The sequence below is a fragment of the Streptomyces sp. NPDC023723 genome, assembly GCF_040639815.1.
Classification (GTDB): Bacteria; Actinomycetota; Actinomycetes; order Streptomycetales; family Streptomycetaceae; genus Streptomyces.
On sequence record NZ_JBFAAP010000044.1, the window covers coordinates 29,591 to 51,556 of the forward strand.

Genomic DNA, 21,966 nt, shown 5'->3' on the forward strand with positions numbered 1-21,966 from the left:
CTCACGCCAGCCACTGCTCGTAGGCCAGGTTCGCCACCAGGGCGAAGACCACGGTGAGCAGGACGACCCGGACGAAGCCGCTGCCCTGCTTGAGGGCGGTGCGGGCGCCCAGCATGCCGCCGGCCAGGTTGAAGACGGCCATCAGGGCGGCCAGTTGCCACAGCACCGCGCCCTGCCAGGCGAAGGTGGCCAGCGCGCCCGCGTTGGTGCAGCAGTTGACGATCTTGGCGGTGGCGGAGGCCGTGACCAGGTCGAGGTGGAGGACGGCGGTGAGCGCCAGGACCAGGAAGGTGCCGGTGCCGGGGCCGATCAGGCCGTCGTAGAAGCCGATGCCGAGGCCGGCGAGGGCGATGGCGGCGAGGATCTGGCGGCGGGTGGCCGGGGCGGGGGCGGGGGCGGTGCCGAAGGCCGGGCGGAGGATGACGAAGGCGGCGACCGCGAGCAGGACGACCATGATGACCGGCTTCAGGACCTCGGTGCTCATGCCGGCCGCGAAGAACGCGCCGGCCGAGGAGCCGGCCAGGGCCGCCAGGCCGATGCGGACGGCGGTGCGGACGTCGACCGGGGCCTTGCGGGCGTAGGTCACCGCGGCGCCCGTGGTGCCTACGATCGCCACCGCCTTGTTGGTGCCCAGCGCGTGCGCGGCCGGGATGCCGGCGGGCAGGCCGAGCAGCAGCACCGGGAGCAGCAGCAGCCCGCCGCCGCCGACCACGGCGTCGATCCAGCCGGCGGCGAGCGCCGCCAGGCAGAGCAGAGCGGTCATGGTCAGCGATATGTCGGGCATGATCATGACGATAGCCCGGGGAGCCCCGGGCGCCTCACACCCGGCCCCGGCGCCGGCTGAGGGCAGCGTTCCCCCGGGGAAACAACCGTGATGCGGTCGGGTAACACCGGCACCGCAGGCTCGGTGGCATGACCTCGAATACGCGTGTGGTGGTGATCGGCGCCGGCCTCGCGGGTGTCACCCTCACCCGGCGGCTCGGCGAACTGGGCGTGCCCGCGCTGCTGATCGGCGAGGAGGCGCACCCGCCCTACAACCGGGTGCTGCTCGCCGAGGTGCTGGCCGGCCGCTACGCCGCCGAGGTGATCGCGCTGCCGGCGCCCGCCGGGCTGGTCCGGGGCCGGGTCACCGGTATCGACCGGGCCGGGCACACGGTCGCCTGCGCCGACGGTTCGGTGATCGCATACGACACGCTGGTGCTGGCCACCGGGTCCAACCCCGTGCTTCCGCCGTTGCGCGGACTGTTCACCGGCGGTGCCGAACTGCCCCGGGGAGTGCATGCCTTCCGCACCCTGGACGACTGTCTGGCCCTGTCGGACGCGGTGCGCCCGGGGGCCCGGGTGGTCGTCATCGGGGGCGGGCTGCTCGGGGTGTCCGCCGCGCGGGCGCTGGCCGTGCGCGGCGCCCAGGTGATGCTGGCCCAGCAGGCCGAGCGGCTGATGGAACGGCAGCTCGACCCGGCCGCCTCCCGGCTGGTCCGCCGGCATCTGGAGGACCTCGGCGTCGAGGTGCACACCGAGTGCCGGGTGCGCGACGTGCGCTCGGTCGGCGGTGCGGTGCGGTCGGTGGAGCTGGCCGACGGGTTCGCCCTCGACGCCGACCTGGTGGTGCTGGCCTGCGGGGTGCGGCCGCGCACCGGGCTCGCGACGGAGGCCGGACTGGACGTACGCAAGGGCGTCGTCGTCGACGACGAGCTGCGCACCAGTGATCCGGACATCCGCGCGATCGGGGACTGCGCGCAGCACGACGGCACGCTGTACGGGCTCGCCGCCCCGGCGCTGGAACAGGCCGGCGCGCTCGCCGAGGTGCTGGCCGGGCGGCCCGGCGCCCGCTACACCGGCACCCGCTCGCTGACCCGGCTCACCCTCACCGGGCCGGACAGCCCCTTCGACCTCGCCGCGTTCGGCGAGACCGAACCCCTGCCCGGAGACGACGTCGTGCAGCTCGCCGACGCCACCCGGGGCACGTACCGCAAGGTCGTCGTCCGCGACGACCGCCTGGTCGGCGGGGTTCTCGTCGGCGAACTCGGCACCGTCGGCGCGCTCGCCCGCGCCTGGGAGGGAGCAGAGCCGCTCCCCGACGACGGCCCGCTGCTCCACCTGCTCACCAACGACGGAGGCTCCTGATGTCCACGGAGAAGACGGCCACGATCGTGCTGGTCGGCCACGGCATGGTCGGCCAGCGCTTCCTCGAAGCGCTCGCCGAGCGCGGCCTGACCGCCACGCACCGCGTGGTCGTGCTGTGCGAGGAGCCGCGTCCCGCCTACGACCGGGTCGCCCTCACCTCGTACTTCTCGGGGAAGACCCCGGACGACCTGTCGATGACCGACCTGGCGTTCATCGCCGAGCACGGCATCGAGCTGCGGATCGGGGACGCCGCCGAGACCGTCGACCGGGAGGCGCGCACGGTCACCGCGCGCTCGGGGCAGGTCTTCGGGTACGACGTGCTGGTGCTGGCCACCGGGTCCTTCCCGTTCGTGCCGCCGGTCCCCGGCAAGGACGCCACCGGGTGTTTCGTGTACCGCACGATCGAGGACCTGCTCGCCATCGAGGAGTACGCGAAGACCGCGACGACCGGCGCGGTGGTGGGCGGCGGGCTGCTCGGCCTGGAGGCGGCCGGTGCGCTGAAGGGGCTCGGGCTCACCTCGCACATCGTGGAGTTCGCGCCCCGGCTGATGCCCGTCCAGGTGGACGAGGGCGGTGGCGCGGCGCTGCTGCGCACCATCGAGGACATGGGGCTGTCCGTGCACACGGGCGTCGGCACCCAGGAGATCGTGGTCGGCGCGGACGGTGCGGTCAGCGGGATGAAGCTGTCCGACGGGTCCGAGCTCGCCACCGACCTGGTGGTGTTCAGCGCCGGGGTACGGCCGCGTGACCAGCTGGCCCGGGAGTGCGGGCTGACGGTCGGCGAGCGCGGCGGCATCGCGGTCGACGAGCAGTGCCGGACCGTGTCCGACCCGCACGTCTTCGCCATCGGCGAGTGCGCGCTGGCCGTGGACGGGCGGGTGTACGGGCTGGTCGCGCCCGGGTACGAGCAGGCGCTGACGGTCGCGGCCACGATCGCCGCCGACGAGGCGTCCTTCACCGGCGCCGACCTGTCCACCAAGCTGAAGCTGCTCGGCGTGGACGTGGCGTCCTTCGGCGACGCGCACGGCACGGCGGACGGCTGCCTGGACGTCGTCTACTCCGACTCCCGGGCCGGGCTGTACAAGAAGCTGGTCATCGGGCGGGACGGCACGCTGCTCGGCGGCATCCTGGTCGGGGACGCGGAGGCGTACGGGACGCTGAAGGCGTTCACCGGGTCGGTGCCGCCGATCTCCCCCGAGGCGCTGGTGCTGCCGGCCGGGGCCGGGGAGCCGGTCCAGCTCGGCCCGTCCGCGCTCCCCGACGACGCGGTGATCTGCTCCTGCCACAACGTCACCAAGGGCGCGATCCGGGGCGCGGTCACCGAGCACCGGTGCGTCACCGTGCCCGAGGTGAAGAAGTGCACCAAGGCCGGTACCGGCTGCGGGTCGTGCGTGAAGGTGCTCGGGCAGCTCGTCGACGCCGAGCTGGAGGCGAGCGGCGTCGTCGTCGACAAGGGCCTGTGCGGCTGCTTCGGGCAGACCCGCGAGGAGCTGTACGAGATCGTGCTGGCCCTGCGGATCACCTCCTACCAGGAGCTGCTGGACCGGCACGGGCGGGACGAGGCCCGGGGTGGTGACGGGTGCGAGGTCTGCAAGCCGACGGTCGGCTCGATCATCGCCTCGCTGGCGCCGGCGATCGGCGCCAGCGGCTATGTGCTGGACGGTGAGCAGGCGGCGCTCCAGGACACCAACGACCACTTCCTGGCCAACCTCCAGAAGAACGGCTCGTACTCGGTGGTGCCGCGGATCCCCGGCGGGGAGATCGCGCCGGAGAAGCTGATCGTGATCGGTGAGATCGCCCGGGACTTCGGGCTCTACACGAAGATCACCGGCGGCCAGCGGATCGACATGTTCGGCGCCCGGGTGGAGCAGCTGCCGTCGATCTGGGCCCGGCTGGTGGACGCCGGCTTCGAGTCCGGGCACGCCTACGGCAAGTCGCTGCGGACGGTGAAGTCCTGTGTCGGGCAGACCTGGTGCCGGTACGGCGTGCAGGACTCGGTGCGGATGGCGATCGACCTGGAGCTGCGCTACCGGGGGCTCAGGAGCCCGCACAAGCTGAAGTCGGCGGTCTCCGGGTGCGCCCGCGAGTGCGCCGAGGCCCAGTCGAAGGACTTTGGCATCATCGCCACCTCCAGCGGCTGGAACCTCTACGTCGGCGGCAACGGCGGCGCCACCCCGCGCCACGCGGACCTGCTCGCGCAGGATCTGTCCGACGCCGAACTGGTCCGCCTCATCGACCGGTTCCTGATGTTCTACATCCGTACCGCCGACCGCCTGGAGCGCACCTCCACCTGGCTGGAGCGCGTCCCCGGCGGCCTGGACCACGTGCGGGACGTGGTCGTGCACGACTCGCTCGGCATCTGCGACGAGCTGGAGCGGCTGATGTCCGCGCACGTCGCCGGCTACCGCGACGAGTGGGCCGAGACCATCAACGACCCGGAGAAGCTGGCCCGGTTCGTGTCCTTCGTCAACGCGCCGGACACCCCCGACCCGGTCGTCGGCTTCGTCCCGGAGCGCGACCAGATGAAGCCCGACCTGCCGCTGCTCTCCATCGGCCACCGCCCTCTGGAAACCCTGGAAGGAAGCGCCCAGCGATGACCCTGGCACCCGAGACGACCGACCTGAAGGTACAACTGCGGCTGAGTGACGGCTGGTTCGCGGCCTGCGATCTCGGCGCCCTGCTCCCGGGCCGCGGGGTGGCCGCCCTGCTGCCCGACGGCAGCCAGGCCGCCCTGTTCCGCGACCGCAGGGGTGACCTGTACGCCATCGACAACCGCGACCCGTTCACCGGCGCGGCGGTCCTCTCCCGCGGCCTGACCGGCACCCACCAGGGACGCCCGTTCGTCGCCTCCCCGCTGCTGAAGCAGCGCTTCGACCTCGCCACCGGGCAGTGCCTGGACGACGACGCGGTGCGGGTGACGGCGTACGAGGTGAAGGCGTCGTAGCCGCCGACCGCTTATCTTGACCGATCGTTCCGGATAGCTCTAGGCTGCCGGGCGTGGCCAGGACCAAGGAGTTCGATCCGGACGCCGCGCTGCGGGCAGCCCTGGAGCTGTTCTGGCGGCGCGGCTACGAGGCGACGTCGATGTCCGATCTCGTGGCGCACCTCGGGATCGGGCGCGGCAGCGTCTACGCCACCTTCGGCAGCAAGCACGAGCTGTACCTGAAGGCGCTGGAGCACTACGAGCGGGGACTGCTGCCGGATCTGCTCCAGGACCTGGCCCGGCCGGGTCTCGCCCTGCCCGGAGTACGCGCCCTGGTCCGGCGCTACGCGGCCGAGGCCACCCGCGACGGCCTGCGCGAACGGGGCTGCTTCGTCACCAACACGGCGGCCGAGCTGGCCCCGCACGACCCGGCCGCCGCCCGGCGGGTGGAGCGCAACTGGGACCAGCTGGAGACCGCGCTGTACTCGGCGCTGGAGCGGGCCCGCGCCGAGGGCGATTTGCCGGCCGGCCGCGATCCGCGCGCCCTGGCCCGCATGCTGCTGGTGCTGCTCCAGGGGCTGCGGGTGGTGGGGAAGGCCGCCGCCGACCCGGCCCGGGTCAGGGACGCGGCGGAACAGGCGCTGGCACTGCTCGACTGAGCCACCTGGACGCCGGGGCGCCGGAACACCCCTCCGCGGAGGGGTTTTTCGCCGCCCTTATAACGAACCGATCGGTCAAGAAAAGGGGAGTTCCATGACCGCCCACCGTTTCACCGACCGCACCGCCCTCGTCACCGGAGCCGGTTCCGGCATCGGACGCGCCGTCGCGCTGGCGCTGGCCGCCGAGGGGGCCCGGGTGGCCGTCGCCGGGCGCCGGGCCGAGCCACTGGCCGAGACGGCGGCCCGCATCGAGGAGGCGGGCGGCAAGGCGCTGGCGGTCCCGGCGGACGTGTCCCGCGCCGCCGATGTCCAGGCGGTGGTGGACGCGGCCGTCGGGCACTTCGGGTCACTCGACATCGCCGTCAACAACGCGGGCGTCTTCCGCGGCGGGACCGCGCTGGCGGACCTGTCCGACGACGACTGGCGGGTGCAGCTCGACACCAACGTCACCGGGGTCTTCCACGCGCTGCGGGCCGAGATCCGGCAGATGCGCACGCAGCCGGGCGGCGGCGCGATCGTCAACATCGCCTCCACCTTCGGCCTGCACAAGCGCAGTGCGGGCGCCGCCGCGTACGCGGCCGGCAAAGCGGCCGTCTCCGTCCTCACCCGGGGCGCCGCCCTGGACCACATCGCGGACGGCGTCCGGATCAACGCCGTCTCCCCCGGCGCCACCGCGACCGCCATGTCGCTGCGGCCGGGCGAGACGGAGGCCGGCCGGGCCGCCCGGATGCGCACGGAGCTGCCGCTCGGCCGGGCGTCGGCGGTCGCGGAGGTCGCGGCGGCCGTGCTGTATCTGGCGTCGGACGCCGCCGCGTCCGTGGTCGGCACCGACCTGGTGGTGGACGGCGGGCAGACCGCTTAGGCGCCCGGCCGCTCGCTGTCGGTTTCCTGTCGGGTTGGGGCGGCCCGTCGAGTTCGCGCGGGCACCACGTTTGACTGGGTGCGCTCGCGTTCCGCACGTCCGCCCATGCTCCGCACGTCCGCTCACGTTCCGGAGGCGCATCATGACCGACCTGCCCGCCCGCCCGTCCCGCCGCGCGCTGCTCGGCGGCGCCGTCGGCACCGCCCTCGCGGTGACCGCCGCGACCGGTCCGGCCCGGGCCGCCACCCGCGAGGCGCCCTGGCCCACCGAGTTCCCGCTGCCCGCCGGCTGGCTCCCGGAGGGCATCACCATCGGCGCCCGGCCGTACGCCTACCAGGGCTCGCGCGCGCACGGCGGCATCTACCGGACCGACCTGCGCACCGGCCGGGGCGAGGTGCTGTACGCCGGCGCCACCGGTACCGCCTCCATCGGCCTCAAACTCGACCGGGACGGCCTGCTCCACGTCGCCGGGGGCGGCGGCGGCACGGCCCGGATCATCGACGCCCGCACCGGGGCGATCCTGCGCACCCACCAGCTCACCGCCGCCACCGGCCACTTCATCAACGACGTGATCCTGCTCGGCGACCGCGCCTGGTTCACCGACTCGCGCGAGGCGGTCCTGTACGGCGTCCCGCGCGGCCGGCCCGGCGAGGTCCGGGCGCTGCCGCTGACCGGCGACTGGCAGCAGCTCCCGGACGTCAACAACGCCAACGGCATCGTCGGTTCGCCCGACGGCACCGGTCTGATCGTCGTCAAGAGCACCCCGGGCGAGCTGTACCACGTCAGTCTGCGCACCGGTGCCGCCCGCCGCATCACGCTGTCCGGCGCGGCCGACGTCGTCAACGGCGACGGCCTGCTGCGCATCGGCCGCACCCTGTACGTCGTACAGAACCGCCTGAACCTGATCAGCGTCTGGGAGCTGAACGCCAAGGTCACGACGGCCACCCTGCGCCGCACGATCACCGACCCGCGCTTCGACGTCCCCACCACCGCCGCCCGCTTCGGCGACCGGCTGTACCTGGTCAACGCCCGCTTCACCAGCCCGCAGACGCCCCAGACGACGTTCACCGCGGTCGCGGTGCCGCGCTGACCAGTTCCTCGGCCCCGCTCCATGTGCCGAGGGTGATCTCGGCGGTGATGCCGGGGCCGAAGCCCGCCACGATGCCCCGGTCCGCGGGGCCGGCCCCGCCGTCGGCGAAGAGGCGCTCCAGGGCGTCGAAGACGACGGCGCTGGCGATGTTGCCGCGCTCGGTGAGGGTGGCCCGGCTGTAGCGGAACATCCGCGGCGGCAGGTCCAGGTGGGTGCACAGGTCGTCCAGGATCCTGGGCCCGCCGGCGTGCACGATGTAGAAGGCGAGCCGGGAGATGTCCCAGTCGCGCAGCTCGGCCAGGGCGCGCAGGGCGGGCGCGAGGTCGGCCATGGTGCCGGGCACCCGTTTGTCGAGCATGAAGTGGAAGCCGGTGTCGCGGACGCCGTAGGAGATCCAGCGCTCGGTGCCGGGCACCAGGTGCGAGCCGTTGTGGTCCAGGCGTACGCCCGTGCCGCCCCGGCCGCGGACCACCGCGGCGGCGATGGCGTCGCCGAACAGGCCGTTGGAGAGCAGGTTGCCCACCGCCAGGTCGGTCGGCTGGTAGCACAGCGAGCAGAACTCGCAGGCCAGGATCAGCACGTTGGCCTCGGGATAGGCGGTGCAGAAGTCGTGCGCGCGGTTGATGGCGGCGCCGCCCGCGGCACAGCCGAGCTGGGCGATCGGCAGTTGCCGGGTCTCGGGCCCGAAGCCCATCGTGTTGATGAGCCAGGCGGTCATCGACGGCATCATGAAGCCCGTGCACGACACGTAGATGATCATGTCGATGTCGCGGGGCGTGAGTTCGGCGTGGGCCAGCGCCCGCAGGGTGGCCTCGGGGACCCGGGCCTTGGCCTCCGCTTCGTACCGGGCGTTGCGCGCGGTGAAGCCGGGATGGCGCAGCGTCTCCTCGATGGGCTGCACCAGGTGCCGGGTGCGCACCCCGGTGTTGGCGATCAGGCGCAGCGCCAGTTTCAGCTGCGGGTGGCCGGCGTGCAGTTCCCTGGCCAGGTCGAGGGTCTGCTCGCGGGTGATGACGTGCTCGGGCACGGCGATGGCCGGCCTGCACAGCGTGGCCATGTCCGGGCCCTACCAGGTCACCGGGAGAGCGAGCGGATAGCGCCAGATCGACACGGTGTTCCACCGCACCTGGTCCGCGGGCACCGCCAGCCGCAGCCCGGGGAACCGGGCGAGGAGGGTGCCGATGGCCACCTGGAGGACCATCCGGGCCAGGTGGGAGCCGAGGCAGTGGTGGCTGCCGTAGCCGAAGGCCATGTGCCCGGCCGGTGCCGGCCGCGCGAAGTCCAGCTCGTCGGGCCGGTCGTAGACCAGGCCGTCGCGGTTGGCGGTCAGGTACGACACGTGCACGGTGTCGCCGGCCCGGATGACCTGGCCGCCGAGCTCCACGTCCACCAGGGCGACCCTGGGGATGCCGACGCCCTGGCGGAACGGGATGTAGCGGAGCAGTTCCTCCAGGGCCTGGTGGAGGAGTTCGGGGCGGGCCCGGAGCTGGGCGAGGTGACCGGGGTGGGTGAGCAGCGTGTAGACGCTGTTGCAGATGTCGTAGGTGGTGGTGTCGTGGCCGGTGACCAGCAGGAGCATGGCGAGGACGGCCAGTTCGTCCTGGTCCAGCGTCTCGTCGCCGATGCGGGCGGTGGCCATCGAGCTGATCAGGTCGTCGCCCGGGTCGCGCCGCCGGGCGGCGGTCAGTTCGGTGAAGTAGGCGCGCAGCGCGGCCTTCGCCTCCAGCGCCGAGGAGCGGTCGGCGGCGCTCATCGACATCATCGCCATCGCCCAGTGACGCAGCCGCGGCCGGTCCGCCTCCGGGATGTCCATCAGCTGACTGATGGTCATCAGTGGTAGCTGGTCGGCGAGATGGGCGACGATGTCGGCGGGCGGGCCGTGCTCGGCCATCGTGTCCAGCAGCGCGTCCGTGGTCCGCTGGGTCCACGGGCGCAGCGCCTCGACCCGGGGCGTGGTGAACGCCTTGACGACCAGGCGGCGCACCCGGTTGAGCGCGGGCGGGTCCATCAGGTTGATCGACTCGGACTGGGCGATGGGCTCCGGGGTGATCCGCGGGAAGTCCCGGCCGGCCAGCGCGGCCCGGCTGAACCGCCGGTCCGAGGTCACCGTCTGCACGTCCGCGTAGCGGGTCACCAGCCAGCAGGTGCCCGTCCCGTACGGCATGCGGACCCGGGCCACGGGGGCCTCGGTGCGCATCCGGGTGAGATACGGGTCGGGCTCCAGAGCGTCGTCGTGCCGGAACGGGCACGACCTTTCGGTTTCGGTCTCCGCGGCAGTCATCGCGGTGATCCCCCCTTCAGCGCGAGGCCCGCCGGATCGCGGGCCTGACGGGGCGATACCCGCCACCACCGGCGAACACCTCATTAAGCGATAAACCGCTCTTAAGGGTGCACTTGGTGCGCGGGCGCGCGGTGCGGCCCGCTCCGGCGCGGGGCGGAGGAGCCGGCCGGCACAGGGCGGGCCGCCGGAAGGAACGACCGGCGCGGGCTGCCCGGTCCGGGCAATGACTCCGGCCCGTCCCCTTGGGAGGATGCGCGCACGATTCCGACTACGCCTACGAACAAGGTGGTTGACTCCGTGAGACTGACCCGCGTGACCCTCGCCGTGGCCGCCGGCGCCCTCGCCCCGGCCCTGCTGCTCGCCACGCCGTCGTTCGCCGCCGCCCCGGCGCCGACGGCCGCCGCGGCGACCGCGGCGACCGCGGACTCGCCCTACGACGACCTGGACCCGACCGGGATACGCGTCGCCCTCGCCAGGATCCTCGCCGACCCGGACAGCGGCAGGCGGGTCAAGGCCGAGATCAACCAGCTCCTCGACAACGACGACACCGAGGAGATGCGCGCCTGGCTGGAGACCGGCTACCCACTCGCGCGGGCCGAGGACGACCGGGTCGCCATCACCACCCTCCTCGCCGACCCGGACAGCGGCAAGCGGGTCATCGCGGAGGTCAACCAGCTCCTCGACAACGACGACCCGGCGGAGATCCGCGCCTGGCTGGAGACCGGCTACCGCCTCGCCCAGGCCGAGGACGACGCGGTCGCCATCGCCCGTATCCTCGCCGACCCCGGCAGCAGCGACGCCCTGCGCGCGGCGGCGAGCGCGGCACTGGACGACAACACCCCGGAAGGTCTGCGGTACTTCCTGGAGGTCGGGCAGTACGAGGTCGACGGCTAGGCCCGACGAGCCACCACCGACGACACGGATACATCACGCCTTCGTCACATACCCTCCATAACTCCGGGCGCTCGCCGTACGGTCGTTCCCTCGAGCAACCACCTCAGGGGGACCCGATGACCAGCCCGTACCAGCCGCACGAGCCACACCAGCCGTACCAGCCGTACCAGCCGCCCCGCCCCTACCAGCCGCCCCAGCCCTATCAGCCGTATCCTGGCGCGCCCCAGCCGCCGCCCGCTTCCGGGCCCGCCCCCAAGTGGGCCCGGAAGCGGTACGTGCTGCCCGCCCTCGTGCTGGCCCTGCTCATCGGGGTCGGCATGGGCGGTGGCGGTGACGGCGCGAGAGACGACACGAAGACCACGGCCGCCGCGGCGGCGCCCACGGCCACCGTGACGAAGACGGCGACCGCGACGGCGACGGCGACCGCTGACCCCGAGCCGGCGGCGACGGTGACGGCGAAGGAGACGGTCAGGGTCAAGGTCACCGTCACGAAGACGGTGACGGAGGAGGCGGCCGTCGCGGACACCGACGACGCCGCGGACGCCGGGGGCGGCTCCGTCTACTACCAGAACTGCGACGCCGCCCGGGCCGCCGGTGCCGCCCCTGTCCACGCGGGCGACCCCGGCTACGGGTCGCATCTGGACCGGGACGGGGACGGGGTCGGCTGCGAGTGACGCACCGACCCGGCCGGCCCGGCGTCAGAGGCTGAACCGCTCGATCTTCAGGAACCAGTTCTGCACCCCGCCCTCGGCCCCGTTCAGCTTCAGCCTGACCCGGGCCGAGACGTCCCGTACGGCGGTGTCGGGCTCGAACCGCACGGTCCGGATCAAGGTGTGGCTCGACCACTCCGGGTTGCCCCGGGCGGTGGCGAACCGGTGGTTGGTGCTGACCGGTTCGCCCTGCTCGTCCCCGAAGAACACGGTGGCCTGGAGCACGCCCTGGCCGTCCTTGTCGGTGTCGGAACACAGCGCCTCGGCACTGAAGGTCGCCACGAACCGGGCTCCCTGGGACGGCCAGCCCTGGCCGAGCATGAGATGGACCTCGGCGCCGGGCACCTGCACCCAGTCGGTCGACTTGGTCTCGAACCGCTTGTCGTCCCACACCCCGTAGACGAGGTCGGGCGCGCTGGTGATCCGGAACGAGTCCGGGGCGGGAGTACTCAAGGCGGTCTCCTCCAGGCGTACTTGAACGGTCTGGAGCAGGCTGCCCGCCCCCGCCGGCGGCAGCCGGGCGACCGGGGCGAGCCATCCGTGTGGGGGACGGATCACCGTTGCGCACGCGGCGCACGGGCAACGGCCCCACCACCGGGGGCGCGCCCCGTCCGCGCGGTCACGCCGCCCGGTGCCCGACCGCCGGGTCGGTCCAGGCCGAAGGGGCGGCACCCCCGCACAAGGGTGCCGCCCCCTTCTCGTGCACCGGTGCCGCCGCCGGTCGGTGAGGGTGGTGGATGACGGGCGGTGACTCCGGGGCTAGCGGTGGTCGCTGCCCGTGGACTGGACCGACGCGCGGCCCGCTTCCAGGCGGGCGACCGGGATGCGGAACGGGGAGCAGGAGACGTAGTCCAGGCCCACCTCGTGGAAGAAGTGCACGGACTCCGGGTCGCCGCCGTGCTCGCCGCAGACGCCGAGCTTCAGGTCGGGGCGGGTGGCCCGGCCGGCCTTCGCGGCGGCGGCGACCAGCGAGCCGACGCCGTCCTTGTCGATCGTCTCGAACGGGGAGACGCCGAAGATGCCCTTCTCCAGGTAGGCGGTGAAGAAGGACGCCTCGACGTCGTCGCGGCTGAAGCCCCACACCGTCTGGGTCAGGTCGTTCGTGCCGAAGGAGAAGAACTCCGCGCACTCCGCGATCTGCCCGGCGGTCAGCGCGGCGCGCGGGAGTTCGATCATCGTGCCGATCGCCAGCTTGAGCGACGTGCCGGTGGCGGCCTCGACCTCGGCCACCACCTGGTCGGCCTCCTCACGGACGATCTCCAGCTCCTGGACCGTGCCCACCAGCGGGATCATGATCTCGGCGCGCGGGTCGCCCTTGGCGGCCTTGCGCTCGGCGGCCGCCTCCGTGATGGCCCGTACCTGCATCGTGAAGAGACCGGGGATGACCAGGCCCAGGCGGACGCCCCGCAGGCCCAGCATCGGGTTCTGCTCGTGCAGACGGTGGACGGCCTGGAGGAGCCGGAGTTCGTTCTCGTGGGGTTCCTGGCGGGACTCGGCGAGCGCCACCCGGACCGAGAGTTCCGTGATGTCGGGGAGGAACTCGTGCAGCGGCGGGTCCAGCAGGCGGATGGTGACCGGGAGTCCGTCCATCGCCTCGAAGAGCTCGACGAAGTCCCGCTTCTGGAGGGGCAGGAGTTCCTTCAGGGACTCCTCGCGCTCGGCCTCGGTGTCGGCCAGGATCAGGCGCTCCACCAGTTCGCGGCGGTCGCCGAGGAACATGTGCTCGGTGCGGCACAGGCCGATGCCCTGGGCGCCGAAGCGGCGGGCGCGCAGCGCGTCCTCCGCGTTGTCGGCGTTGGCGCGCACCCGGAGCCGGCGCTTGCGGTCGGCGAAGGCCATGATGCGGTGCACCGCCTCGACCAGTTCGTCGGCGTCCTCGGCGCCCGCGTGCATCCGGCCCTCGAAGTACTCGACGACCGGGGAGGGGACGACCGGGACCTCGCCCAGGTAGACCTTGCCGGACGAGCCGTCGATGGAGACGACGTCGCCCTCTTCCACCACATGCCCGCCGGGGACCGTCATCCGGCGGCGCTTGGTGTCGACCTCCAGCTCCTCCGCGCCGCAGACACAGGTCTTGCCCATGCCGCGCGCCACCACGGCCGCGTGCGAGGTCTTGCCGCCGCGCGAGGTCAGGATGCCCTCGGCCGCGATCATGCCGTCCAGGTCGTCGGGGTTGGTCTCGCGGCGGATCAGGATGACCTTCTCGCCCGAACGGGACCACTTGACGGCCGTGTACGAGTCGAAGACCGCCTTGCCGACCGCCGCGCCCGGCGAGGCCGCGATACCCCGGCCGACCTGCTCGACCTTGGCCGTGTCGTCGAAGCGGGGGAACATCAGCTGGGCGAGCTGGGCGCCGTTGACCCGGGTGAGCGCCTCGGCCTCGTCGATCAGGCCCTGGTCGACGAGCTGGGTGGCGATCCGGAACGCGGCGCCGGCGGTGCGCTTGCCGACCCGGGTCTGGAGCATCCACAGCTGGCCGCGCTCGATGGTGAACTCGATGTCGCAGAGATCCTTGTAGTGGTTCTCCAGCGTCTCCATGATCTGCATCAGCTGGTCGTACGACTTCTTGTCGATCCGCTCCAGGTCGGCGAGCGGGACGGTGTTGCGGATGCCCGCGACCACGTCCTCGCCCTGGGCGTTCTGGAGGTAGTCGCCGTAGACGCCCTGGTGGCCGGAGGCGGGGTCGCGGGTGAAGGCGACGCCGGTGCCGGAGTCCGGGCCCAGGTTGCCGAAGACCATCGAGCAGACGTTGACGGCCGTGCCCAGGTCGTGCGGGATGCGCTCCTGGCGGCGGTAGAGCTTGGCCCGGTCGGTGTTCCAGGAGTCGAAGACCGCGTGGATGGCGAGGTCCATCTGCTCGCGCGGATCCTGCGGGAAGTCCCGGCCGGCCTCCTTCTTCACGATCTTCTTGAAGGAGGTGACCAGTTTCTTCAGGTCGGCGGCCTCCAGCTCGGTGTCGACCGTGACCTTCTTGGCGGCCTTCGCCTTCTCCAGCGCCTCCTCGAAGAGGTCGCCGTCGACGCCGAGGACGGTCTTGCCGAACATCTGGATGAGGCGGCGGTAGGAGTCCCAGGCGAACCGGTCGTCGCCGGCCTGGGCGGCCAGGCCCTGCACGGACTTGTCGGAGAGCCCGATGTTGAGGACCGTGTCCATCATGCCGGGCATGGAGAACTTGGCGCCCGAGCGGACGGAGACCAGCAGCGGGTTGTCGGGCTGGCCGAGCTTCTTGCCCATCGTCGCTTCGAGGGCGTCGAGGTGCGCACTCACCTCGTCACGCAGTGCCGCCGGTTCCGCGCCGCTGTCCAGGTAGGTCTTGCAGGCTTCGGTGGTGATGGTGAAGCCGGGCGGGACCGGCAGGCCCAGGTTGGTCATCTCGGCGAGGTTGGCGCCCTTGCCACCGAGCAGGTCCTTGAGGTCTTTGTTGCCCTCGGTGAAGTCGTAAACGAACTTCGCTACCTGGGGATCCTGGGGATCTTTGTTTTCCGACACGGGTCTCGACTCCTCGAGGACGCGGTGGCTGCCCTGACGGCGAGGAATGTACCCAGATCGAAGGCGTCTGGGTACGTCCACTTGTCCGTCATAAGCCCGTAACCACTCGTCCGCCAGTGGATCGAATGTCAAGGCACGGCAAGCGGCTGGCGGTTCCTGTGTTCACTTCTTGAACACAGGAAGTCGTGCCGACCCCGCCAGGCGCTCACTTGAGCGCCTTCAGCTTCGATTGAGTTCGATCGATGAACGATCAAGTGGTGGCACTGAGTGCCACACTTTGGAGAAGTGCAGTCGCGCATGATCCGCTCATCTGAGCGTACCCCTTATCAGGGGTGGCGAGAATCACGCTGCCACAGCGGCCCGGATTTCACCATGCGGACGCCGCCCCGGGACGGAAACACAGATGTCACACGCGTCAGACCCGGAGCTTCAGACCCCGAGCGTCCGCAACCGCTCCTCCACCCGTTCCGCCGCGTACAGGTGCTCCACCACCAGCGCGCCCGCCCCGATCAGCCCGGCCCGCTCGCCGAGCCGGGAGGTGACGACCTCCAGCCGGGCCGTGGAGCGCGGCAGCGCCCGCTGGTAGAGCAGTTCCCGCACGCCGGTGAGGAAGGGGGTGCCGGCCAGATCTCCGGCGATCATCAGCACACCGGGGTTGAGCAGGGTGACGACGGTCGCCAGGACGTCGCCGACCAGCCGCCCCGCCTCCCGGGCCAGCGCGACCGCCTCCGGGTGGCCGCCCGCCAGCAGCTTGCGCACGTCCGAGCCGGACTCCGCCGGTACGCCGGCCGCGGTCAGCCGCCGGGCCACGGCGCCCCCGCTGGCGACGGCCGCCAGACAGCCGTACGAGCCGCACCGGCACAGCGCCTGGGCGCCCTCCGGCACCCGGATGTGGCCGATGTCGCCGGCCCCGCCGTCCGTGCCGCGGAAGATGTGACCGTCCACCACCACCCCGGCACCGATGCCCGTCGACACCTTGACCAGCACGAACGCCGAGGCGTCCGGGTGCGCGGCGCGCTGCTCGGCGTAGGCCATGAGGTTGGCGTCGTTGTCCACCAGCACGGGCACCGAGGCGGCCGCCGGACCGGTGTGCTCGGCGACCGCGCGGGCCAGCCGGCCCCGGATGTCGTAGCCGTCCCAGCCCGGCATGATCGGCGGCTGCACCACCCGGCCGGTGCCGCGCTCGACCGGCCCCGGCACCGCCAGGCCGATGCCGCACACCTCGTCGATGCCGTGCCCGGCCTTCTCCAGCAGTTCGGCGAACCAGCGGCCCAGTTCGCCGAGGACCGCCTCGGGGCCGTCCTCGACGACCAGGACGCCGCCGCGCTCGACGATGATCTCGCCGGTCAGGGTGAGCAGCGCGGCGCGGGCGTGCCGGGTGTCCAGGTCGGCGGCGAGGACGACGGCGTGCGCGTCGTCGAACTCCAGGGTGATGGCGGGGCGTCCGCCCAGCGGGGAGTCGACCGGGCCGCCCGCGCCCTCGCGCAGCCAGCCCGCGCGGAAGAGCCGGTCCAGGCGCTGGCCCACGGTGGCCCGGGACAGGCCGGTGGCCTGCTGGAGCGCGCCCCGGGTGGTGGCCCGGCCGCTGCGCACCAGGTCGAGCAGATCGCCGGCGCTCGCTTGGCCGGTCCTGACGGGCCGTTCCGTCATGCGCACCCCCTTGTGTTTCTCAACCTTGCATTACATAGTGAGTTATGCGTGTTAAATAGACGTAACTAAAGGGTAGTCACCGTCGGTCGTCACCGGCGGCTCGACTGTCCTTCGCGCACCCCTGGCTTCAGTATGGCGGCCACCAGGGAGGGGACCGGGGATGACGGAACGACATCATCTGCTTGTGTACGGCGGCACGTTCGCGGCCGTGGGTGATCACGGAGACATCAGCGGGGTGCGCGGCGGTGGTGCGCCGGACGGCCTGTTCGTCCGGGACGCGCGGCATCTCAGCCGGTGGCAGCTCACCGTCGACGGCGCCGTACCGGAGGCCCTCACCCCCGTCACGGGCGGGGACAGCGCCCGCTGTGTGCTGGTGCCGCGCGGCGGCCGCGACGAGCCGCCGGCGTACACGCTCTTTCGCGAACAGGCCGTCGGGGACGGCTCGTTCGTCGAGACGCTGCGGGTGACCAGCAACCGCCCGGAGCCGGTGGCGATCCGCCTCGCGCTCACCGCCGACGCCGACTTCGCCGACCAGTTCGAACTCCGCGCCGACCACCGCACCTACGCCAAGCCCGGCGCCACCCGCTTTCGCGAGGTGCTGCCGCACGGCGTGGAGTTCGGCTACCGGCGCGGCGAGTGGCGGTCCGTCACCACGGTGACCTCGCAGCCCGCGCCGGACGCGGTGGAGGAGACCGGGACCGGGGCCCGGCGGCTGGTGTGGACCCTCGACCTCGAACCGCACGGCACGGCGGAGCTGGTGCTGCGGGTGGTCGCCCGGCCGCACGGGCACCGGCGGGCGGTGCGGGTGCCGCGCTCCCCCGCCACCGCGGTCGAGCGGCTGCGCGCCGAGGAGGACGCGCTCGCCCGGGGCGTGGCCTTCCCGACCGGCTGGCCGGAGCTGGCGGCGGCCTGCGCGCGGGGCCTGGCGGACCTGGCCACGCTCCAGGTCCCGGCGACCGGCCCGGACGGCGAGGAACTGCGGGTGCCGGCCGGCGGCGCCCCCTGGTTCCTGACCCTGCTGGGCCGCGACGCGCTGCTGACCTCCCTGTTCACGCTGCCCTACCGGGCCCGGCCGGCCGCCGCCACGCTGGCCGCGCTGGCCGCGACCCAGGCGACCACGCGCACCGCCTCCGGCACCGACCCGGGCGTGGCCCGGCCCGGCAAGATCGTGCACGAGGTACGGCACGGCGAGCTGGCGCACTTCGGGCAGGTGCCGTACGGGCGGTACTACGGCTCGGTGGACGCCACGCCGCTGTTCCTGGTGCTGCTCGGCGCGTACGTGGAGCGGACCGGGGACGCGGCGACGGCCCGCCGCCTTCAGCCGCACGCCCGGGCCGCGGTCGGCTGGATGCTGGACCACGGCGGGCTGACCTCGCGCGGCTACCTGGTCTACCGCGCCGACCGGGGCGGCCTGGCCAACCAGAACTGGAAGGACTCCCCCGGCGCGGTCTGCCACGCCGACGGCACCCGGCCGACCGGCGCGGTCGCGGCGGCGGGCGCCCAGGGGTACGCGTACGACGCGCTGCGCCGCACGGCGTGGCTGGCCCGCACGGTGTGGGCGGACGAGAAGTACGCGGCGCTCCTGGAGCAGGCGGCCGGTGATCTGCGCGACCGCTTCCAGCGGGACTTCTGGATGCCGGAGCACGCCTTCCCCGCCCTCGCGCTGGACGGCGAGGGGCGCCGGGTGGACGCGCTGGCCTCGGACGCCGGGCATCTGCTGTGGTCCGGGCTGCTGGACAAGGAGTACGGGGAACTGGTCGGGCGGCGGCTCCTGGAACCCGACTTCTTCTCCGGGTGGGGGGTGCGGACGCTGGCCGCCGGGCAGCCGGCGTACCACCCGCTGTCGTACCACCGGGGGTCGGTGTGGCCGCACGACAACGCGCTGATCGCGCTCGGCCTGGCCCGCTACGGGCTGCACGACGAGGCGCGGACGGTGGCGCACGGCATGGTCGACGCGGCGACGGCGGTCGGCCACCGGCTGCCGGAGGTGCTGGCCGGGTACGGGCGCGAGACCCATCCGGAACCGGTGCCGTATCCGCACGCGTGCGTACGGGAATCCCGGGCGGCGGCGACACCACTGGCCCTGCTGACCGCCGTGGGCGGGGCGTGATCCCGGGCGGGGGTCCGGGCGGCGGGAGCTTGGGGGTGGGGGCACGGCGGCGTGGCGGACGCCGATGACCGGTTCCCCGGTACGCGGTACGCCCCTCCAGACGTCGCGGTGAACGCCGGCGGCCGGTTCCCCGTACTGAGGTGCGGCGGACCCGGGGCCCCCACGCCGGGTCCGCCACCGGACCGGTGTCGTCGGAGGGAATCCCCGGGTGTCTGTCTTCACGCGGTTCGCGCAGGCGGCGCCGCTCGGTGCCGCGCGCTCGCGCCTCGGCCACTGGCGGGCCTGGCCCACCCGGCACCCGGGGACAGCCGTCGGGGTGCGCCGGTCGGTGACCGTGCTGGCCCTGCTCCTCGTCCTCGGGGCGCTGCTGCTGCCGAACACGCTCGCCGCGCTGCGGCCCAACCGGTTCACGCGCCTGCCGGCGGAGGCGATCGTCGGCGCCGTGCTGCTGCTCGCGCTGGAGCGCCGGGCCCGCCGCGCGGTGGCGGCGCTGGGCGGCGCCCTGCTCGGCGCGCTGACCGTGCTGAACGTGCTCGACATCGGGTTCCAGGAGTACCTGGGCCGGGGTTTCAACCTGGTCCTCGACTGGGGACTGCTGGACGACGCGCGGTCCTACGTCGCGGACTCGCTGGGCGGGGCCACGGCCGGCTGGGCCACGGCCGGCGCGGTCGCCCTCGCCGTGCTGCTGCCGGTGGTGATGGCGCTGGCGGCGGTGCGGCTCGGCGAGGTGCTGGCCGCGCACCGGGAGCGGGCGCGGCGGGGCGCGCTGGTGGCCGCCACGGTGTGGATCACCTGCTCGGCGCTCGGCCTCCAGCTGTCCGGGCTGCCGCTCGCCTCCGACCGGGCCAGCGGGGCGCTGGAGCAGCAGGCCCGGCGGGTGGTGGACACCGTGCGGGACGAGGCGGCGTTCCGCAAGGAGACCGAGAACGACGCCTTCGGCGCCACTCCGGCCGGACAGCTGGTGCCGGACCTGCGTGGCAAGGACGTGCTGTTCACCTTCATCGAGAGCTACGGCCGCAGCGCCGTGCAGGACCCGCTGATCGCGCCTGGCGTCGACCGGACGCTGGACGCGAGCACCGGGGCGCTGGCGAAGGCGGGCTTTCACGCGAAGAGCGGCTGGCTGACGTCGGCGACGTACGGCGGCAGCAGCTGGCTCGGCCACTCCACGTTCCTGTCCGGCCTGTGGGTCGACAACCAGCAGCGCTACCGGACGGTGACCTCCAGCGACCGGCTCGCCCTCACCAAGGCGTTCGAGAAGACCGGCGCGTGGGACACCGTCGGGATCATGCCGGGCGTGCAGAAGGGGTGGCCGGAGGCGGGCTTCTTCGGCCTGGACAAGGTCTACAACGCGTTCCAGCTGGGTTATCAGGGGCCGAAGTTCAGCTGGTCGACGATGCCGGACCAGTACGCCCTAGAGGCGTTCCAGCGCCTGGTGCACGGCCGCGAGCGCGACCGGCCGCTGATGGCGGAGATCGTCCTGACCTCCAGTCACCAGCCGTGGGCGCCGGTGCCCGGCATGGTCGGCTGGGACGAGCTGGGCGACGGACGGATCTTCGGGCCGATCGCGAAGGCGGGCGAGAAACCGTCCGACGTGGTCGCCGACAGCACCCGCTCCAAGCAGGCGTACGGCCGCTCCATCCAGTACTCGGTCACCAGTCTCACCCAGTGGCTGGAGCGGTACGGCACCGACGACACCGTCCTGGTCTTCCTCGGCGACCACCAGCCCATCGCCCGGGTCAGCGGCCAGAACGCCAGCCGGGACGTGCCGGTCTCGATCGTCGCCAAGGACCCGAAGGTGCTGGCCGCGATCGACGACTGGGGCTGGGCGGAGGGCCTGAAGCCGGGCGCGGACACCCCGGTGTGGAAGATGAGCGCCTTCCGCGACCGGTTCCTGACGGCGTACGGTTCCGTCCCCGCGAAGGGGTCCGTCCCAGCGAAGGGTTCCGTCCCCGCGAAGGGCTGATCAGCCGCCGGAGGTGTCCAGTTCCGCGTCCGCGCCGAGGCCCGCGCAGTCGTACGGATCCTTGAGCCAGCCGTCCGGGAGGGCGACGCGGTTGTTGCCGGAGGTGCGGCCGCGGGGGCCGTCGGCGCCGGCCGGCCAGGGCTGGGTGAGGTCCAGTTCGTCGAGTCCGGCCCGCAGTTCCGCCAGGGTGGAGGTGATGGCGAGCCGCCCCCGCAGCCGCGAGCCGACCGCGAAGCCCTTGAGGTACCAGGCGACGTGCTTGCGGAAGTCGATCACGCCGCGGGCCTCGTCGCCGATCCACTCCCCGAGCAGGGCGGCGTGCCGGACCATCGCGTCGGCGACCAGGCCGAGGGTGGGCCGGACCCGGTCGTCCCGGCCCTCGAAGGCGGCCACCAGGTCGGCGAACAGCCACGGGCGCCCGAGGCAGCCGCGGCCGACCACGACACCGTCGCAGCCGGTCTCCCGCACCATCCGCAGCGCGTCCTCGGCCGACCAGATGTCGCCGTTGCCGAGCACCGGGATCTCCGGGACGGCCTCCTTCAGCCGGGCGACGGCGTCCCAGTCGGCGGTGCCGCCGTAGTGCTGGGCGGTGGTACGGCCGTGCAGGGCGACCGCCGTGACGCCCTCCTCGACGGCGATCCGGCCGGCGTCGAGGTAGGTGAGGTGGTCGTCGTCGATGCCCTTGCGCATCTTGATGGTGACCGGCAGGTCACCGGCGGCGGTGACGGCCTCGCGCAGGATCGCGCGCAGCAGGGGGCGCTTGAAGGGCAGCGCCGAGCCGCCGCCCTTGCGGGTCACCTTCGGGACCGGGCAGCCGAAGTTCAAGTCGATGTGGTCGGCCAGGTCCTCGTCCACGATCATGCGGACCGCCTTGCCGACGGTGGCCGGGTCGACGCCGTACAGCTGGATCGAGCGCGGCTGCTCGGTCGCGTCGAAGTGGATCAGCTGCATGGTCTTCTCGTTGCGCTCGACCAGCGCCCGGGTCGTGATCATCTCGCTCACGAACAGGCCCTTGCCGGCACTGAACTCCCGGCACAGGGTGCGGAAGGGCGCGTTCGTGATCCCGGCCATCGGGGCGAGGACGACGGGCGGCTGGACGGTGTGCGGACCGATCTGGAGAGGCGCGGGGCCGGGCGTGGACATTCCTCCATTGTGCCGTGCGCCGGAGCCGGGCAATGAAATGGCAAAACTCATTAGTTAGCCACACT

The 21,966-nt window shown here is 72.9% G+C and carries 17 protein-coding genes; 10 read left to right on the forward strand and 7 right to left on the reverse strand.

Translation table 11 applies throughout. The features are described 5' to 3' along the window. Position 1: 1 nt before the first annotated feature. Positions 2-784 carry a TSUP family transporter gene (locus AB0G32_RS31370; RefSeq protein WP_361170911.1) on the reverse strand — a complete coding sequence of 261 codons (783 nt, stop codon included), beginning with the start codon at positions 782-784 and terminating at the stop codon, positions 2-4. Positions 785-912: 128 nt separating this feature from the next. Between AB0G32_RS31370 and AB0G32_RS31375 the strand changes: the two genes are divergently transcribed. From AB0G32_RS31375 to AB0G32_RS31400, 6 genes are all read left to right on the forward strand, one after another. After that, positions 913-2,127 (forward strand): FAD-dependent oxidoreductase, encoded by a 1,215-nt coding sequence (locus AB0G32_RS31375; RefSeq protein ID WP_361170914.1) that lies wholly within the window; start codon positions 913-915, stop codon positions 2,125-2,127. Next, the gene (nirB, locus tag AB0G32_RS31380; RefSeq protein ID WP_361170917.1) at positions 2,127-4,724 is read left to right on the forward strand and encodes a nitrite reductase large subunit NirB; all 2,598 of its coding nucleotides are present in this window, start codon (positions 2,127-2,129) and stop codon (positions 4,722-4,724) included. Before AB0G32_RS31375 ends, nirB begins: the two co-directional genes overlap by 1 nt. Next, entirely contained in the window at positions 4,721-5,071 is a 351-nt protein-coding gene (gene nirD, locus AB0G32_RS31385; RefSeq protein WP_361170921.1) for a nitrite reductase small subunit NirD, read from the forward strand. The genes nirB and nirD overlap by 4 nt, the downstream gene beginning before the upstream one ends. 53 nt (positions 5,072-5,124) lie before the next feature. Next, positions 5,125-5,709 carry a TetR/AcrR family transcriptional regulator gene (locus tag AB0G32_RS31390; RefSeq protein ID WP_361170924.1) on the forward strand — a complete coding sequence of 195 codons (585 nt, stop codon included), beginning with the start codon at positions 5,125-5,127 and terminating at the stop codon, positions 5,707-5,709. 94 nt (positions 5,710-5,803) lie between these two features. Next, positions 5,804-6,571 (forward strand): glucose 1-dehydrogenase, encoded by a 768-nt coding sequence (locus AB0G32_RS31395; RefSeq protein WP_361170927.1) that lies wholly within the window; start codon positions 5,804-5,806, stop codon positions 6,569-6,571. Positions 6,572-6,713: 142 nt separating this feature from the next. Next, entirely contained in the window at positions 6,714-7,661 is a 948-nt protein-coding gene (locus AB0G32_RS31400) for a superoxide dismutase (RefSeq protein WP_361170930.1), read from the forward strand. Here the strand turns inward: AB0G32_RS31400 and AB0G32_RS31405 are convergent. Beyond that, the gene (locus AB0G32_RS31405; protein ID WP_361170933.1) at positions 7,636-8,718 is read right to left on the reverse strand and encodes a type III polyketide synthase; all 1,083 of its coding nucleotides are present in this window, start codon (positions 8,716-8,718) and stop codon (positions 7,636-7,638) included. The two genes, AB0G32_RS31400 and AB0G32_RS31405, sit on opposite strands and share 26 nt — an antisense overlap. A 9-nt stretch (positions 8,719-8,727) precedes the next feature. After that, entirely contained in the window at positions 8,728-9,942 is a 1,215-nt protein-coding gene (locus AB0G32_RS31410) for a cytochrome P450 (RefSeq protein ID WP_361170936.1), read from the reverse strand. A 297-nt stretch (positions 9,943-10,239) separates the two neighbouring features. Between AB0G32_RS31410 and AB0G32_RS31415 the strand changes: the two genes are divergently transcribed. Together AB0G32_RS31415 and AB0G32_RS31420 are read left to right on the forward strand one after the other, a co-directional pair. Then, positions 10,240-10,836, forward strand: a complete 597-nt coding sequence (locus AB0G32_RS31415; RefSeq protein ID WP_361170939.1) for an ALF repeat-containing protein — start codon at positions 10,240-10,242, stop codon at positions 10,834-10,836. 116 nt (positions 10,837-10,952) lie between these two features. After that, complete coding sequence (locus tag AB0G32_RS31420; RefSeq protein ID WP_361170942.1) at positions 10,953-11,510, forward strand: excalibur calcium-binding domain-containing protein; 558 nt, start codon at positions 10,953-10,955, stop codon at positions 11,508-11,510. Positions 11,511-11,534: 24 nt separating this feature from the next. On the opposite strand, the gene AB0G32_RS31425 is transcribed toward AB0G32_RS31420, so the two are convergent. The 3 genes from AB0G32_RS31425 to AB0G32_RS31435 form a co-directional block, all read right to left on the reverse strand. Continuing rightward, the gene (locus AB0G32_RS31425) at positions 11,535-11,999 is read right to left on the reverse strand and encodes a hypothetical protein (protein WP_361170945.1); all 465 of its coding nucleotides are present in this window, start codon (positions 11,997-11,999) and stop codon (positions 11,535-11,537) included. Between the two features lie 306 nt (positions 12,000-12,305). Continuing rightward, on the reverse strand, positions 12,306-15,035 hold the full coding sequence (gene ppdK, locus AB0G32_RS31430) for a pyruvate, phosphate dikinase (RefSeq protein WP_361170948.1): 2,730 nt from the start codon (positions 15,033-15,035) through the stop codon (positions 12,306-12,308). A 429-nt stretch (positions 15,036-15,464) separates the two neighbouring features. After that, a complete protein-coding gene (locus AB0G32_RS31435) occupies positions 15,465-16,685 on the reverse strand; it encodes an ROK family protein (protein WP_361170951.1) in 1,221 nt (406 codons plus the stop codon). Between the two features lie 160 nt (positions 16,686-16,845). On the opposite strand from AB0G32_RS31435, the gene AB0G32_RS31440 reads away from it, so the two are divergent. Next, the gene (locus AB0G32_RS31440) at positions 16,846-18,795 is read left to right on the forward strand and encodes a glycogen debranching N-terminal domain-containing protein (protein WP_361170954.1); all 1,950 of its coding nucleotides are present in this window, start codon (positions 16,846-16,848) and stop codon (positions 18,793-18,795) included. Between the two features lie 208 nt (positions 18,796-19,003). Beyond that, on the forward strand, positions 19,004-20,758 hold the full coding sequence (locus tag AB0G32_RS31445) for a CDP-alcohol phosphatidyltransferase (protein ID WP_361170957.1): 1,755 nt from the start codon (positions 19,004-19,006) through the stop codon (positions 20,756-20,758). Here the strand turns inward: AB0G32_RS31445 and dusB are convergent, their stop codons facing one another. Next, positions 20,759-21,901 (reverse strand): tRNA dihydrouridine synthase DusB, encoded by a 1,143-nt coding sequence (gene dusB, locus AB0G32_RS31450; protein ID WP_361170960.1) that lies wholly within the window; start codon positions 21,899-21,901, stop codon positions 20,759-20,761. Positions 21,902-21,966: the final 65 nt, after the last annotated feature.